Consider the following 13,603-nt stretch of genomic DNA (forward strand, 5'->3'; position numbering starts at 1 on the left):
TTTTGAGCGAACAATCCCGACGCATCTTGGATGCACTGGACGCTTTGGTAACCTCCAAACGCGACAAACCTCCCCCGAAAACCGTTATTCTCACCGCGGGGTGGCCTGAACCGCGAGGGCGAGATGATCGCGGTCTATTACGACCCCCGATCTGCATATCGCGATCTCGAGTGAAGGAGAGCGGTTGTTCGAGCTGAAAGATGCGCCCCGGTCAGCGAGCCGAGCTGTCAGCGACAACCGCCGTTCAGACATCCAAGGTCTTCGAGCTGTCGCGGTCCTCTTGGTGGTGGCTTTCCATGGGGGACTGCCGGTGCCGGGTGGCTTCGTCGGCGTCGACGTCTTCTTCGTAATTTCCGGTTTCGTGATCACCGGCATGATTCATCGCGAGCATTCAGCGACTGGACGCTTCAACTTCGCCCGTTTCTACTTCCGGCGGTTCAAACGATTGACCCCGGCCCTGGCATTGACCGTCGCCGTGACGATGATTCTCGCATTTTGCCTGCTTCCGCCGTTCAGCACGCAACAGACAGCGGCTCAAACCGGCGTCGGCGCAATGCTTCTCGTCGCCAACTTCGTAATCGATTACAACACAGGCGATTACTTCGACCTGCCGGCAGAATCCAATCCCCTTTTGCACACCTGGTCGCTCTCGGTGGAGGAGCAGTTCTACCTGGTTTTTCCGGCGATCCTTTTCCTCGGCTGGCTGCTCTGCCAGCGCCGCGGCGGACGCACTCCCTGGGTAACGGTCCTGGTCGCAACGGCGGCCGCCGCGTCTTTCGGGCTGGCCGCAATCGGAAATGACGCAATCGGTTCACCGGCCGGAAAGTACCTGCTGGGTTTCTACAGTCCCGCCACCCGCGCTTGGGAGTTCGCGCTGGGCGCGCTGCTTGCCCTGGCCACCACGAGCCGGTCGTTGCGGTCCGCCCGGATTGCCCATGCCGCGGCGTGGATCGGCGCGGCCTTGCTCGCCGCATCGGCTTGGCTCATACACGGCGGCATGCCTTTCCCCGGTCCGTGGACACTGCTCCCGGTGTGCGGAACGCTCTTGCTGATCGCGGCGGGGACCCGGCACAACACACCGATCAGCCGCGCCCTCGCGCTTCCCGCCGTCGTCAAGATCGGAGACTGGTCCTACTCGATCTACCTTTGGCACTGGCCGTTGAAGGTGTTTGCCGTTCACCTATTACCGGGGAAGCCGTTCGTCGCGGCGATCGCGGCAACCCTGTCCATCCTGCCCGCGGTGGCCTCCTACCGCTGGGTCGAACAACCCTTGCGGCGGCTCCCCGCGCTGAGCCGCGGGCGCAGCATCGCTCTCGTCGGCGCTGTGGTGTGCCCCTCCATCCTGTTGGCCGTGACCTGTTACGTCGGCGCGAACGACTATTGGTTACCGCGCTACTCGTCGGGAGCGGTGCCGGTGACCCACCAGGGCGACACGGACTGGACAGACTTTTACAAGTATTTGTCCCGCACCTACTTTCCGTGTTCGGACCAGCCACTCAGGGACGGCGCCCCGAAATGGAAGGGGATCGTCCGCTGCCACCAGTCCAAACCCGATTCCCACATCAATGTCGCGCTACTCGGCGACAGCCATGCGGAGCATCTGTTCCTGGGATTGGCCGAAGCTCTGCCCGACAAGAATGTCGTCTACTACATCCGCGGGATTCCGGTGCGATCCGTAACCGGGATGAGCCAGATCATCGACCACGTCGGGTCGGATCCGGCGGTGCAAGCAGTAATCCTGACGGCGGAGTGGGTGCTGCGCGGAGTGGCACCGGATGAGCTGGTGAAAACCCTCGAAACGTTCAAGTCCAAGGGCAAGGCCGTCTTTGTGACCGATGACGTCCCGACGTTCGATTTCGAGGCGGAATCCTGCAAGTACCGCATCGCCCCGGTCGTACCGTTCCCGAAGTGCAGCGAGGACCGTGAACTATTCGAAGCGAGGCGAGCGACGTACATCGGAGCGCTGAGAGACGCCGTCGGTAAAGTGCCCGGCGTTCAGCTGCTCAACACGGCCGAGTACTTCTGCGACGAACGTGTTTGCAGCATGAACAGGGGCGATGCCCTGCTGTACCGCGACACAAACCACTTGAACAACAACGGCAGCCGGTTCCTCGCAGAGCGGATGCTCGCCGACTTCCCCGAGTTCAGGGTCGCGGTAGGGCGCCCTTGAACGTTGGCTGCGTACGCCGCCGCCCAGCGCGCGCCTCTTGTCGGGCAGCGCCGTAGCCGCATTCAACTTTGGCCGAGCAGCACGATCGCCTTCGTGCTCACCAAAACCCTCTGCGGAACAGATCGCGTTTCATTTTCCATACCTGGGCCTCTGCGAAAGCTGCGACAACCGCTACCATCGCCGCGCCAGCCAGAAGCCCGATCAGCATCCAACTGCGTCGCCTTGCAGCCCCCATGAAAGCAGCCTTAGCCGGGCCACGAACAGCAGAAACGAAAGCAGCCGTTTTTCCCAGCAGGTTGGCAGGATTACTGATGCCCGCGGGCAGGCTTGTGGCCGGGGCATGCCGCCTGTGAAGCTAGCCGGCGACGGCTCCGGGCTCCGAGAACGGCGCCCCGAACTCGGTCACCGGCTGCAGACCGCGCTTGCGCACCTTCGCGGCGGCGTCGCGGATCAGCTTGTAGAGCCCGACGAACGCGGCGTGATCGGTCATCACGAACGGTGTCAGCAGCCGGTTGTGCACCAGCGCGAACGCCACACCCTCCGCGGGGTAGGCCCAGCCGACCGAACCGCCCAGCCCGACGTGACCGAAGCCCGGCATCACGTTGCCGATCGGCAGGCTGTGATAGCCCAGGTGGAAAGCCAACGGCACGAAGAGGTTTCGGTCCGGCCGCAGGCTCCGCCGACCGGTTAGCCCGGCGACCAGCTCACGGGACAAGAATTGGGTGCCGTCGATCTCGCCGCCATTGGCGATTGCCCCGTACATGCGCGCCAGCGCGCGGGCCGTCACCACGCCGTTGGCGGCGGGGATCTCGGCGTCCAGCAACGGGATCTCACCCTGTGCAGCGGCGATCACGCCCGGGAAGTACATGGACCGCCATCCGCCGGACAGCTCGTGGGCGACCTTGCGCGTCACGTAGCTGACGACGGGGTTGGCGACGAGGTTCTGCGGCATGATGATCTGCGCGGCCCGCGTCGGGGACTTGGCCGGCGGCCGGCCCAGGTGCATGCCGTCGGTACCCAGCGGCTCGGCGAGCTCCTCGCGGATCAGCGCGCGCATGCCCTTGCCGGTCACGCCCCGGGCCAGCCCGGACATCAGCCAGCCGAAGGTCAGCGCGTGGTAGGCGGACTTGCCCAGGAGGCGTCCCGGCGACGCGGCCGCCAGGCGCTCTTCCATCAGGGCGTGGTCCAGCAGGTCTTCCTGAGTGGCGCCCCGCAGGCCCGACAGGCCGGCGTGGTGCCTCATCACCTGCCGCACCGTGAGTTCGGCTTTGCCGTTGGCGCCGAACTCCGGCCAATATTCGGCGACGGGCGCCTCGTAGTCGATGAGACCGCGGTCGGCGAGCCGGTGGATGACGGTGGCGGCCATGCCCTTGGTGGCCGAGAACACCATCGGGGCGGTGTCGGCCGACCACGGCACGTGACCGCCCCGGTCCTCCCAGCCCGTCCACACGTCAACGGCCGGTTGACCGTCGACGTAGACCGCCAGCGCCCCGCCACCGAACCGGCGGGCGGGGAACATGGTGGAAAAACCGCGAACGACGCACGCGAAATGTGGGTCGGCCGCACCGGACACACGCTGGCCTGCGTCAGGGCCATCGTGGACAGGGACCGCGCGGCGAGCGACCCGGGACTCCATCGTCACAGTATTGAATTTACTTGGAATTCATACCGTCCGTCGGGGAAACGGGGGTTAATTTACCTTTCCGTTAGCCAGACGCGGCCTTAAGTATTTGCTGGGCCGCGAGCGCCGGAGTCAACTCCCCCGCCCTGACCTGGCGTTCCACGTCGGCACGAAGTTTGCGGACGGCCGGGTTGGACAGCACCCGGTCCAGGACGGCGTCGCGGACCATCTGCCAGGTCCAGTCGACCTGCTGGGCCCGGCGGCGCTCGTCGAGTTCGCCGGCGTCGGCGAGCACCCGGCGGTGGCGCTCGATGGTCTCCCACAGCTCGGCCAGGCCGGTTCCCTCCGTCGCGCTCATGGTGAGAACGGGTGGCCGCCAAAGCGTTTCGCCCGGATGAATCAACCTGATCGCCGCGGACAGCTCGCGCGCGGCCTTGCGCGCCTCGGCCAGGTGCTCCCCGTCGGCCTTGTTGACCACCACGATGTCGGCCAGCTCCAGCGCGCCTTTCTTGATGCCCTGCAACTGGTCGCCGCTGCGCGCGAGGGTCAACAGCACGAAGGTGTCCACCATGTTTGCCACGGCCACCTCGGACTGGCCCACGCCCACGGTCTCGACCAGGATCACGTCGAACCCGGCGGCCTCCAGCAGCACGATCGCCTCCCGGGTGGCTTTGGCGACACCGCCCAACGTGCCCGACGTCGGCGACGGGCGGATGTAGGCGTCCGGGTGCACCGCCAGCCGCGCCATCCGCGTCTTGTCCCCGAGGATCGAGCCGCCGGTGCGCGTCGACGACGGGTCGACGGCCAGCACCGCGACCCGGTGGCCCTGCTCGATCAGGTGCATGCCGAGCGCCTCGATGCTGGTGGACTTTCCCACCCCGGGGACCCCGGTGATGCCGACGCGGTGGGCGTTGCCCGCGTGGGGCGTCAGCTCCAGCAGCAACTGCTGCGCCTTCTCGTGGTGGTCGGCGCGGGTGGATTCCAGCAACGTGATGGCCCGCGGCAGCGCCGCGCGGTCGCCGCCGAGGACGGCCTTGGCCAATTCCTGGGGCGTCATCTGGCGTTGACTCTGCGCTGAGGGTGCGGCCTTCTCGCACTTTGTCGCCATAGCCGCAGAGTCAACATCAGTTCAGGTCATACCCGAGCCGCTCGGCGAGCTTGTGCAGCAAGCCGATTGCGGCGTCGGCGATCACCGTCCCCGGCGGGAAGATGGCGGTGGCCCCGGCGGCGTACAGCTCGTCGAAGTCGCCGGGCGGGATGACGCCGCCGACCACGATCATGATGTCGGGCCGGCCCACCTCGGCCAGCGCGTCGCGCAGCGCCGGGACCAGCGTCAGGTGGCCGGCGGCCAGCGAGGACACCCCGATGACGTGCACGTCGTTGTCGGCGGCCTGGCGGGCCACCTCCTCGGGCGTGGAAAACAGCGACCCGACGTCGACGTCGAACCCGATGTCGGCGAACGCCGTCGCGATCACCTTCTGCCCGCGGTCGTGACCGTCCTGACCCATCTTGGCCACCAGGATCCTCGGCCGGCGCCCGTCGGCCTCGGCGAATTTCTCGACCAGTTCGGTGGCGGTGGCGATGTTGGTGGCCTTTCCGGCTTCGTGACGGTAGACCCCGGCGATGGTACGGATCTCCGCCTGGTGACGGCCATACACCTTTTCCAGCGCATCGGAGATCTCGCCCACGGTGGCCTTGGCCCGGGCCGCGTCGATGGCCAGCGCCAGCAGGTTGTTGCCCAGCCCGTCTTCGCCGGCGCGCCCGGTGGCGGCGGCGGCGCGGGACAGCTCGGCGAGGGCCGCCTCGACGGCCTTCGGGTCCCGGTTGGCCCGCAGCTCTTGCAGTTTGGCCAGCTGCTCGGCGCGCACCCGGCTGTTTTCCACCTTGAGGACCTCGATCTCCTGGTCCTCGTCGACCTGGTACTTGTTCACCCCGATCACCGGCTGCTGGCCCGAGTCGATCCGGGCCTGGGTTCGCGCGGCGGCCTCCTCGATGCGCATCTTGGGGATGCCGTCGTCGATGGCCTGCGCCATGCCGCCGTGCTCGGCGATCTCGGCCATGTGGGCGCGGGCCGCCTGCGCGAGCCGATGCGTCAGCCACTCCACGTAATAGGAACCGCCCCACGGGTCGATCGGCCTGGTGGTCCCCGACTCCTGCGCCAGCAGCAGCTGGGTGTTGCGCGCGATCCGGGCGGAGAAGTCGGTGGGCAGCGCCAGCGCCTCGTCCAGGGCGTTGGTGTGCAGCGACTGGGTGTGGCCCTGGGTGGCGGCCATCGCCTCGATGCAGGTGCGCGCCACGTTGTTGAAGGCGTCCTGGGCGGTCAGCGACCAGCCCGAGGTCTGCGAATGTGTACGCAGCGAACGGGATTTCGGGTTCTTGGCGCCGAACTCGGCCACCAGCTCGCTCCACAGCAGCCGGCCGGCGCGCAGCTTGGCGACCTCCATGAAGAAGTTCATGCCGATGCCCCAGAAGAACGACAGCCGTGGCGCGAACTTGTCGATGTCCAGGCCGGCGTCCAGACCCGCCTTGATGTAGTCGACGCCATCGGCCAGCGTGTAGGCGAGCTCCAAATCCGCTGTGGCACCGGCCTCCTGGATGTGATAGCCGGAGATCGAGATGGAGTTGAACTTCGGCATCTTGGCGCTGGTGTAGGCAAAGATGTCGGAGATGATGCGCATCGACGGCTTGGGCGGGTAGATGTAGGTGTTGCGCACCATGAACTCTTTGAGGATGTCGTTCTGGATGGTGCCGGCCAGCTTCTCCGGCGGTGCCCCCTGCTCCTCGGCGGCCACCACGTATAGCGCCAGGATGGGCAGCACCGCGCCGTTCATCGTCATCGACACCGACACCGCGGACAGGTCGATGCCGTCGAACAGCTGGCGCATGTCGAGGATCGAATCGATTGCCACCCCGGCCATTCCGACGTCACCCTGAACGCGAGGATGGTCGGAGTCATAACCGCGGTGGGTGGCCAGGTCGAAGGCCACCGACAGGCCCTTCTGGCCGGCGGCGAGGTTGCGCCGGTAGAACGCGTTGGAATCCGCGGCGGTGGAGAAACCGGCGTATTGGCGAATCGTCCAAGGCTGGTTCACGTACATCGTCGGGTAGGGGCCGCGCACGAACGGCGGTTCGCCGGGGAAGCTGTTCAGCGGATAGCCGTCGGCCACCGCGGCGGCGCGGTCTTCGGCGATGTACACCGGCTTGACGTCGATGCCCTCGGGCGTGTGCCAGTGCAGTTGTTCGGGCGCGTACCCGTGCGCCGCCGCGGCTGCGGCGGCCTGCTCGTCCGCGGCGGCCCCAGTGGGCGGCCGCACGTCGCGATCGCCTTGCAGCGGGATGTCGGCGAAACTGCCGATCGCGGGTGTGGTCATCGTCATTAGCTACGCCCCCAATCGTGTCAGCAGGTTCGACAAGGCTTGCACCGCATTGATTTTCGCGGTCAGATACTCATCCGGCCGATGCTGGGCATCCCCGAGCGCTTTTTCGGGCCCGGCCAGGCAGACCGTCGACGCACCGGCGGCGCGGGCCGCCTCGACGGCGCTCGCGGCCTCGTCGTGATAGCGCTTGTCGGTGCCGCAGATGACGGCCACGGCAGGCGACCCGGCCGCCGCCACGGCTGCCGCGATTCCCGCGGCGTCGACCGGCCCGGGGTTGATCGCCTCGATGCCGCCCGAGGCCAGCAGGTTGGCCGCGAACGTCGCCCGAATGTTGTGCTCGGCCAACGGGCCTAACGGCAGCAGCAGCGCCTTCGGACGCGCGCCGGTGCGAGCCAGATAGGCGTCCGACCGGTCCCGCAGCTCCTCGAATTGCGCCGCGTATCGCCGGACAGTCGATGGCGAATCTCCTTGTGGCAGCGGCGGTTCCTCCAGGTTCGGGTATTCGTTGACGCCGGTGATCGCCGTGCGCCGGTGCGCGATGTCGTCGGCGCGCCGCGCCGCGATGCCGGCAATCTGCTCCGCGATGTAGTCGCGGGCGTCGACGAACCCGCCGCGCGACTCGATGTCCTGGAAGTGCTGCCAGGCCTGTTGCGCCAGCTGCTCGGTGAGGTCCTCGACGAACCACGACCCGCCGGCGGGGTCCAGCACCTGCCCGACGTGCGATTCCTCCAGCAGCAGCAACTGGGTGTTGCGCGCGATACGCCGCGAGAAGCCGTTCGCCACACCGGGAAAGCCGCCAGCGATGGCCCCGTCGAACGGCAGCACCAGCACGGTGTCGGCGCCGCCGACCCCCGCCCCGAAGGCGGCCACGGTGCCGCGCAGCATGTTCACCCACGGGTCGCGCTGGGTCATCATCGGCAGCGAGGTCTCCGCGTGCACGACGGCGGCGCCCCCCTCGGGGTCGCCGACGACCTCGGCGACCCGCGCCCAGAGCCGGCGCGCGGCGCGCAGCTTGGCGATCGTCAGGAACTGGTCGTCGTCGGCGGCCAGCCGGAAGCTGATCTGCCGCAAGGCTTGTGCGACGGGGAGCCCGGAGTCGGTGAGCAACCGCAGGTAGGCCACCGCGGCCGCGACGGCGCCGGCCAGCTCCCAGGTCGCGTTGGCGCCCAGGTTGTGGAAGGCGGGTCCGTCGACGGCGATCGCCCGCACGCCGCGGCCGCCGGCCGCGCGGGTGGCCACGGCGACCACCTGCTCGGTCGACGGGGACTCCCGCCCGCTGAGCTTGGCGGTCAGCGGGTCGGCGCCCAGGTCGACGGAGAGCGTGGCGCGCTGCTGCGGACCCAGCTCGTCGATCAGCGCCAGCAGGGCGTCGCAGGCCTCGGGGTAGTCGGCGCCGGCGTCGAGGAGGACGGGCACCAGGTCGAGGTACACGCCCGAAAGCAGTGGCGCGAGCTCCGCGGGCGCCACCCCGGACCGGCCCACCCGGATCCGCAGCGCGCTGACCCCCTCGGCGAGGGCGGCCAGCACCGCGGCGTTGCCGTCGCCGCCGGGAACGCCGAACGCCTCGGCCACCTTCCAGCCCGCGTTGACGTCGCGCAGCGGGTCGCCGCCGCGGACGTAGGGCCACTCGCCGGGCAGCGGGGGTTCGGGCAGCTCGTCGAGGGCGGTGTAGAGCGCCCGGATGGCGATGCCGTCATACGTCGGGGTGTCCAGCAGCCGCTCGGGCTCGTCGCCCAGCTGGTCGGGATCCTGGCGTGTGCTCTTGGACAGGACACCGGCGACCGCAGTGCGCCAACGCCCGCGAACCTGTTCTAGGTCGGCGAGTTCGGGTACATCAATGGACACCGATTGCTCCCTTTTTCCCTGCAAATGGGGCTCTGCCACGTACTAATGAGGCTAGTTGATCGGGGCTCCGCGCTAAAAACCGCTCGGTCCGGCGACCCGGACGGGTCGCCGCGGAAACGCCAGCGTCGAGAAACGAACTATTCAGCTCCGGCCCGTACCCTTGTCAAGCGTGACGGCTTCCGCCACCTGCAAAATCAGCGCCAGACTGCGCGAGCTCCGCGCCGCGTGCGGCGTGGCCGCGCGTCAGCTCTCGCGGCCGCGCGCCGTCGCCGCAGTGGTCGGGATCACAGCACTGATCGCGGCGGCGACCTGGCTGCCGTTGCCGACGCCGCTGCAGATGCGGGATTGGGCGGAATCGGTGGGCCCCTGGTTCCCGTTGGCGTTCCTGGGCACGCACGTCGTCGCCACGGTGGTGCCGGTTCCCCGGACGGCGTTCACCCTGGCCGCCGGGCTGCTCTTCGGCCCGCTGCTGGGAATCGGGATAGCGGTGGTGGCCAGCACCGCCAGCGCGGTGCTCGCGTTGCTGCTGGTGCGCGCGGCCGGGTGGCAGCTCAACCGCCTGGTTCGGCACCGATCGATCGACACCGTCGAGGAGCGCCTGCGCGAACGCGGCTGGCTGGCCATCCTGTCGCTGCGGCTGATACCCGCCGTGCCGTTTTCGGCGATCAACTACGCCGCCGGCGCGTCGACCGTGCGGGTGGCGCCGTACACGTTCGCCACCGTCGCCGGGTTGCTGCCCGGCACCGCCGCGGTGGTGATCCTGGGTGACGCGCTCGCCGGTCACCCCAGCCCGTTGCTGTTGCTGGTGTCGCTGTGCACCGGGGCGCTGGGCGTGACGGGGCTGGTCGTCGAGATCCGCCAGCACCGCAGCCACCACCGCCGCAAGACGCAGAGCGCGCCCGAACCGGCCGCGGTCAGCTAACTGCGCATGGCCTTTTTCTGAAGCGAACCTGAAGACGTGCGCCGGCAACGGCTGACTTCAGGTTGATTTCAGCTTCGCTTCCTACCGTCGCTGCCACCAGCACAGCAACGAGGAGGCAACCGTGACCGTCGAGGAACCGATCCGCAGCACACCGCCCGCAAGCCCACCTTCGGTCCTGCACCGGCACCCCGTCGGGGTCGCCGTCGGCAGCGGGTTGGCGGGGCTCGCCGTGGGGGCCTTCGGGGCCGCCACGCTGATCGGCCTGTGGGCCCCTGCTGGCCCGCCGCCGGGGTTCGGTTTTCCGCCGCCGCCGCCGGGCGCCTTGGGGCCCCCACCGCCGCCGCCGTTCGCCTGGCACCCGCCGCCGCCCTGGGCCGGTCCGCCCCCGCCGGGCCAGCCGCCACAGCCCGGCGGGCCGGGGACACCGCCCGGCGGGCCGACGACCCCGCCGTCACCGCCGGCGCCGACCCGATAAACGAACAGGAGACACCTGCAATGGAGATCAAGCGACTCATCGCCGGCTCGGTGCTCGCGGGCGCCCTCGGAATCGCAATGACGGGCTTCGGCACCGCGGTAGCCGCGGCCGACCCCCCGCCACCACCCCCGGCGCCCGGGCAACCGGGTCCGCCGCCGCCGGGACCGGGTGGGCCGTTCGGGCCGCCACCGCCCGGACCCGGCGCACCCGGCGGACCGTTCGGGCCGCACCCGGGCGGACCGCCCCCGCCGCCGGGCTTCTAGGCCGGCGCCGCGCCCACGGGCAGGCTGAGCCGGAACTGCGCCCCGCCGTCGCGGGGAAGGCAGGTCAGCTCGCCCCCGTGGGCGCGCGCCAGCGCCCGGGCGATCGGCAGGCCGAGCCCGGCGCCGCCGTGGTCGCGGGCGCGCCCGGCATCCAGGCGCACCAGCCGCTCGAAGATGCGGTCACGCTCGTCATCGGGAATGCCGGGGCCGGTGTCGGTGACCGTGACTTCGGCGGTGTGGTCGCTCGTGCGCAGGTCGACGTTGATCGCGCCCCCCGCCGGCGTGTACCGGCGGGCGTTGTCGAGCAGGTTGCCCAGGATTTGGGCCAGCCGGGTCGCGTCCGCCTTCACCTCGAGCTCGGTTAGGCCGGTCCGGACGACCGTGACGCGCGGCGCCAGCATGGTCGTCCGGTCGGCTTCCGCGTCGACCACCGCGGCGAGGTCGACGTCCTGCACGTCCAGCGGCAGCCCGGCGTCGATGCGACTCAGGTCCAGCATGTCGCCTACGAGGCGCCCGGCCCGGCGGGCGTCGGAGAGCAACAGCGAGGCGCGATGGTGTTGGGCGCGCGCCTCGTCGCCCTGGTACTGCGCGGCGTTGCTGGCGAGTTGTTCGGCGGCGACCTGGATGCCGGCGATCGGGGTGCGCAGCTCGTGGGCGGCGTCGACGAGAAATCGCCGGGTGGCCGCCTCGGCGCGCCGGGCGTCCTCGGCCGCGTCCCGGGCCCGCCTTTCGGAGGCCTCCAGCGCCTCCAGCATTCCGTCGAAGGCGCCGGCCGCGCGGCCGAGTTCGGTGTCGGTGCGCTTGGGGCGCAATCGCCGGCCGCGATCACCGGTCGCGATGTCGGTCGCCAGCGCGGTGAGCCGATCCAGCGGCCGCAGCGCGACCCGGCTGACCGCGACCGCCAGCAGCGCCGCCACCAGCAGCGTCACCACACCGGCGCCGATCATCAGCTGACGCAGCTGGCGGGTGACCTGCGTGGTCTGCGTCGTGTCGGCCACCAGGATGAGCCGGTCGCCGTCGGGCAAGGGATGGACCAGCTCAGTGGCGGTGGCGGCGGGCGGTCCGCCCGGCGGCGGGGGCGGGTACGGCGGCGGCCCGAACGGCGGGTAGCCCGGCGGCGGCGGTGGCGGCGGCACGAACGCGCCGGCGCCGGGGTCCGGGCTGATCGCGGGGTCGCCGTAGCCCGTGCCGTCGGCGGTGATCACGAGCGCGCGGACGACGCCGCCATTGAGTTGGGCGGCGATTTGCTGCGGCGGGGTGTGCGCCTGCGCGAGCGCGTCCGCGCGCGAGGTGGCCGCGAGAAGGCGATCGTTGAGGTCTCGGCGGGCCTGGGCGCGGAGGCTGACGTCGATGACCACCCCGAGCACCATCAACAGCGTCGCGAGCAACCCGATGACCACGACGACGACCCGTCGTCGCAGCGACGGCGTCGGCGTCACGGGGTCGACCGTCATGGCCGGCGGGCCTGCACGCGGTAGCCGATGCCCCGGACGGTGTGCACAATCCGCGGCCCGTGGGCCTCGAGCTTGCGCCGCAGCCCGCTGATATGCACCTGCACCAGGTTGGGATCGTAGGCGTCGTAGCCCCACACCGCGTTCAGGATCTGCCCGGCGCTCACGATCCGGCTGCGCTGCTCGACCAGGAAGTGCAACAGCCGCAGCTCGGTGGCGGTCAGCTCCAGCTCGTGCCCCGCGCGCACGGCCACGCCCGCGTCGACATCCACGATCAGGTCGCCCACCTGCAGCACCCGCGGCAGCCGTCCGCGCCGGCGCAGCACCGCGTTGACCCGTGACACCAATTCGGCCAGCTCGAACGGTTTGACGACGTAGTCGTCGGCGCCGCCGTCGAGGCCACGCAGCCGGTCGGTGAGGCCGTCGCGGGCCGTGATCAGCACGATGCCGGCATCGCCCCACTCCCGGATCACGTCGATGAGCGCGAACCCGTCGCGCCCCGGCAGCATCACGTCGAGCACCACCAGGTCCGGTCGCAGCCCGTCGAGGGCGCCCTCCAAACCGTCGCCGTCGCGGCAGGCGTCGGCGTGGTAACCGGCGTCGGCCAGCGCCTCGCTGACCATTTCGCGGATGGTCTCGGAATCCTCGACCACCAGCACCCGAGGTGCGCCGGCCGTCGGGCGCCTCTCTGCGCGCGGGGAACTGGCCATGCCCCATTGTGGGCGGTGCGTTTCGGCAACCGGCCGGGCAAGCCCGTTTCTTCAGGTTCGCTTCATAGTGCGCTGCTCTGTCTGCACTATGCAGGCAATGCTGCTACTATGCAGACATGGTCGCCATCACGATCCGAGGTGTCCCGGACGAGGTTCGCGACGAACTGGCCGCCCGCGCAGCCCGGTCGGGGCAGTCGCTGCAGGAGTTCCTGCGCGGCCTGCTCGTCGCGACGGCCGACAGGCCGGCGCCGCGGGACGTCGTCGCTCGCGCGCGCGCCCGGGTCAACGCGACAAAGGTCCGCCTCGACGCCGCCGCCATCCTCGCCGCCAAAGACGCCGAACGCCTGTGACCGAGCGCGCCGTTTGCGACGCATCGGCGGTCATTGCCGTCTTGCTGGATTCCGGCGGCGATGGTGAATGGGCAACCGCGCGTGTGGCGGAGGCCGAACTCTTCGCACCGACGTTGCTGCCGTACGAATGCGCCAATGTCATCAGGCGTGCGGAGTCGAGCGGAGCGATCAGCGCCGACCAGGCCGCCCAGGCCCACACCGACCTGCTCGACCTGACGATAGAACTGTGGCCCTACGACCTGCTGGCAACGCGCAGTTGGGAGTTGCGGGCCAATCTCTCGAGCTACGACGCCAGCTACGTCGCGCTCGCCGAGATCTTGGCCGTCCCGCTGGTCACGCTGGATCAGCGGATACTGCGCGCGCCGGGCATCACCTGTTCAGTGTCGGTCCCCGGAAAGTAGCGTCCTGAGGGACCCATA

At 69.6% G+C, this 13,603-nt stretch carries 12 protein-coding genes; 6 read left to right on the plus strand and 6 right to left on the minus strand.

What is annotated here, in order from left to right; genetic code table 11:
- The first annotated feature begins 184 nt into the window (after nucleotides 1–184).
- Nucleotides 185–2,170, plus strand: a complete 1,986-nt coding sequence (locus tag A5673_RS13235; RefSeq protein ID WP_197518372.1) for an acyltransferase family protein — start codon at nucleotides 185–187, stop codon at nucleotides 2,168–2,170.
- A gap of 355 nt (nucleotides 2,171–2,525) precedes the next feature.
- On the opposite strand, the gene A5673_RS13240 is transcribed toward A5673_RS13235, so the two are convergent.
- From A5673_RS13240 to mutA, 4 genes are all read right to left on the minus strand, one after another.
- Nucleotides 2,526–3,806 (minus strand): serine hydrolase domain-containing protein, encoded by a 1,281-nt coding sequence (locus A5673_RS13240; protein WP_369806481.1) that lies wholly within the window; start codon nucleotides 3,804–3,806, stop codon nucleotides 2,526–2,528.
- Between the two features lie 70 nt (nucleotides 3,807–3,876).
- Nucleotides 3,877–4,899, minus strand: coding sequence for a methylmalonyl Co-A mutase-associated GTPase MeaB (meaB, locus tag A5673_RS13245; RefSeq protein ID WP_255396643.1), 1,023 nt, complete (start codon nucleotides 4,897–4,899; stop codon nucleotides 3,877–3,879).
- A gap of 16 nt (nucleotides 4,900–4,915) precedes the next feature.
- Complete coding sequence (gene scpA, locus A5673_RS13250) at nucleotides 4,916–7,168, minus strand: methylmalonyl-CoA mutase (protein WP_068232597.1); 2,253 nt, start codon at nucleotides 7,166–7,168, stop codon at nucleotides 4,916–4,918.
- Nucleotides 7,169–7,171: 3 nt separating this feature from the next.
- On the minus strand, nucleotides 7,172–9,013 hold the full coding sequence (gene mutA / locus A5673_RS13255; RefSeq protein ID WP_068232602.1) for a methylmalonyl-CoA mutase small subunit: 1,842 nt from the start codon (nucleotides 9,011–9,013) through the stop codon (nucleotides 7,172–7,174).
- A 169-nt stretch (nucleotides 9,014–9,182) separates the two neighbouring features.
- Between mutA and A5673_RS13260 the strand changes: the two genes are divergently transcribed.
- The 3 genes from A5673_RS13260 to A5673_RS13265 all read left to right on the plus strand — a co-directional run bounded on the left by A5673_RS13260 (nucleotide 9,183) and on the right by A5673_RS13265 (nucleotide 10,673).
- Entirely contained in the window at nucleotides 9,183–9,935 is a 753-nt protein-coding gene (locus A5673_RS13260) for a TVP38/TMEM64 family protein (protein WP_068232605.1), read from the plus strand.
- A 121-nt stretch (nucleotides 9,936–10,056) separates the two neighbouring features.
- Nucleotides 10,057–10,410: a hypothetical protein gene (locus A5673_RS28390; RefSeq protein WP_082958712.1), complete on the plus strand. Its 354-nt coding sequence runs from the start codon at nucleotides 10,057–10,059 to the stop codon at nucleotides 10,408–10,410.
- A gap of 20 nt (nucleotides 10,411–10,430) precedes the next feature.
- Nucleotides 10,431–10,673: a hypothetical protein gene (locus A5673_RS13265; protein WP_068232814.1), complete on the plus strand. Its 243-nt coding sequence runs from the start codon at nucleotides 10,431–10,433 to the stop codon at nucleotides 10,671–10,673.
- On the opposite strand, the gene A5673_RS13270 is transcribed toward A5673_RS13265, so the two are convergent.
- Together A5673_RS13270 and A5673_RS13275 are read right to left on the minus strand one after the other, a co-directional pair.
- Nucleotides 10,670–12,127, minus strand: coding sequence for a HAMP domain-containing sensor histidine kinase (locus A5673_RS13270; protein ID WP_068232613.1), 1,458 nt, complete (start codon nucleotides 12,125–12,127; stop codon nucleotides 10,670–10,672). The genes A5673_RS13265 and A5673_RS13270 overlap by 4 nt on opposite strands.
- Nucleotides 12,124–12,834: a response regulator transcription factor gene (locus A5673_RS13275; protein ID WP_068232616.1), complete on the minus strand. Its 711-nt coding sequence runs from the start codon at nucleotides 12,832–12,834 to the stop codon at nucleotides 12,124–12,126. The genes A5673_RS13270 and A5673_RS13275 overlap by 4 nt, the downstream gene beginning before the upstream one ends.
- A gap of 116 nt (nucleotides 12,835–12,950) precedes the next feature.
- On the opposite strand from A5673_RS13275, the gene A5673_RS13280 reads away from it, so the two are divergent.
- Nucleotides 12,951–13,184, plus strand: coding sequence for a hypothetical protein (locus A5673_RS13280; RefSeq protein ID WP_068232619.1), 234 nt, complete (start codon nucleotides 12,951–12,953; stop codon nucleotides 13,182–13,184).
- The gene (locus tag A5673_RS13285; protein ID WP_068232622.1) at nucleotides 13,181–13,585 is read left to right on the plus strand and encodes a type II toxin-antitoxin system VapC family toxin; all 405 of its coding nucleotides are present in this window, start codon (nucleotides 13,181–13,183) and stop codon (nucleotides 13,583–13,585) included. The genes A5673_RS13280 and A5673_RS13285 overlap by 4 nt, the downstream gene beginning before the upstream one ends.
- The last annotated feature ends 18 nt before the right edge of the window (nucleotides 13,586–13,603 follow it).

The organism is Mycobacterium sp. E3198, from assembly GCF_001667015.1.
GTDB lineage: Bacteria > Actinomycetota > Actinomycetes > Mycobacteriales > Mycobacteriaceae > Mycobacterium.

Bases quoted from the DNA above. Each gene is read 5' to 3' on its own strand.
- A5673_RS13240 (WP_369806481.1), bottom strand. From the start codon at position 3,806: ATGGAGTCCCGGGTCGCTCGCCGCGCGGTCCCTGTCCACGATGGCCCT.
- meaB (WP_255396643.1), bottom strand. From the start codon at position 4,899: ATGGCGACAAAGTGCGAGAAGGCCGCACCCTCAGCGCAGAGTCAACGC.
- scpA (WP_068232597.1), bottom strand. From the start codon at position 7,168: ATGACGATGACCACACCCGCGATCGGCAGTTTCGCCGACATCCCGCTG.
- A5673_RS13265 (WP_068232814.1), top strand. From the start codon at position 10,431: ATGGAGATCAAGCGACTCATCGCCGGCTCGGTGCTCGCGGGCGCCCTC.
- A5673_RS13270 (WP_068232613.1), bottom strand. From the start codon at position 12,127: ATGACGGTCGACCCCGTGACGCCGACGCCGTCGCTGCGACGACGGGTC.
- A5673_RS13275 (WP_068232616.1), bottom strand. From the start codon at position 12,834: ATGGCCAGTTCCCCGCGCGCAGAGAGGCGCCCGACGGCCGGCGCACCT.
- A5673_RS13280 (WP_068232619.1), top strand. From the start codon at position 12,951: ATGGTCGCCATCACGATCCGAGGTGTCCCGGACGAGGTTCGCGACGAA.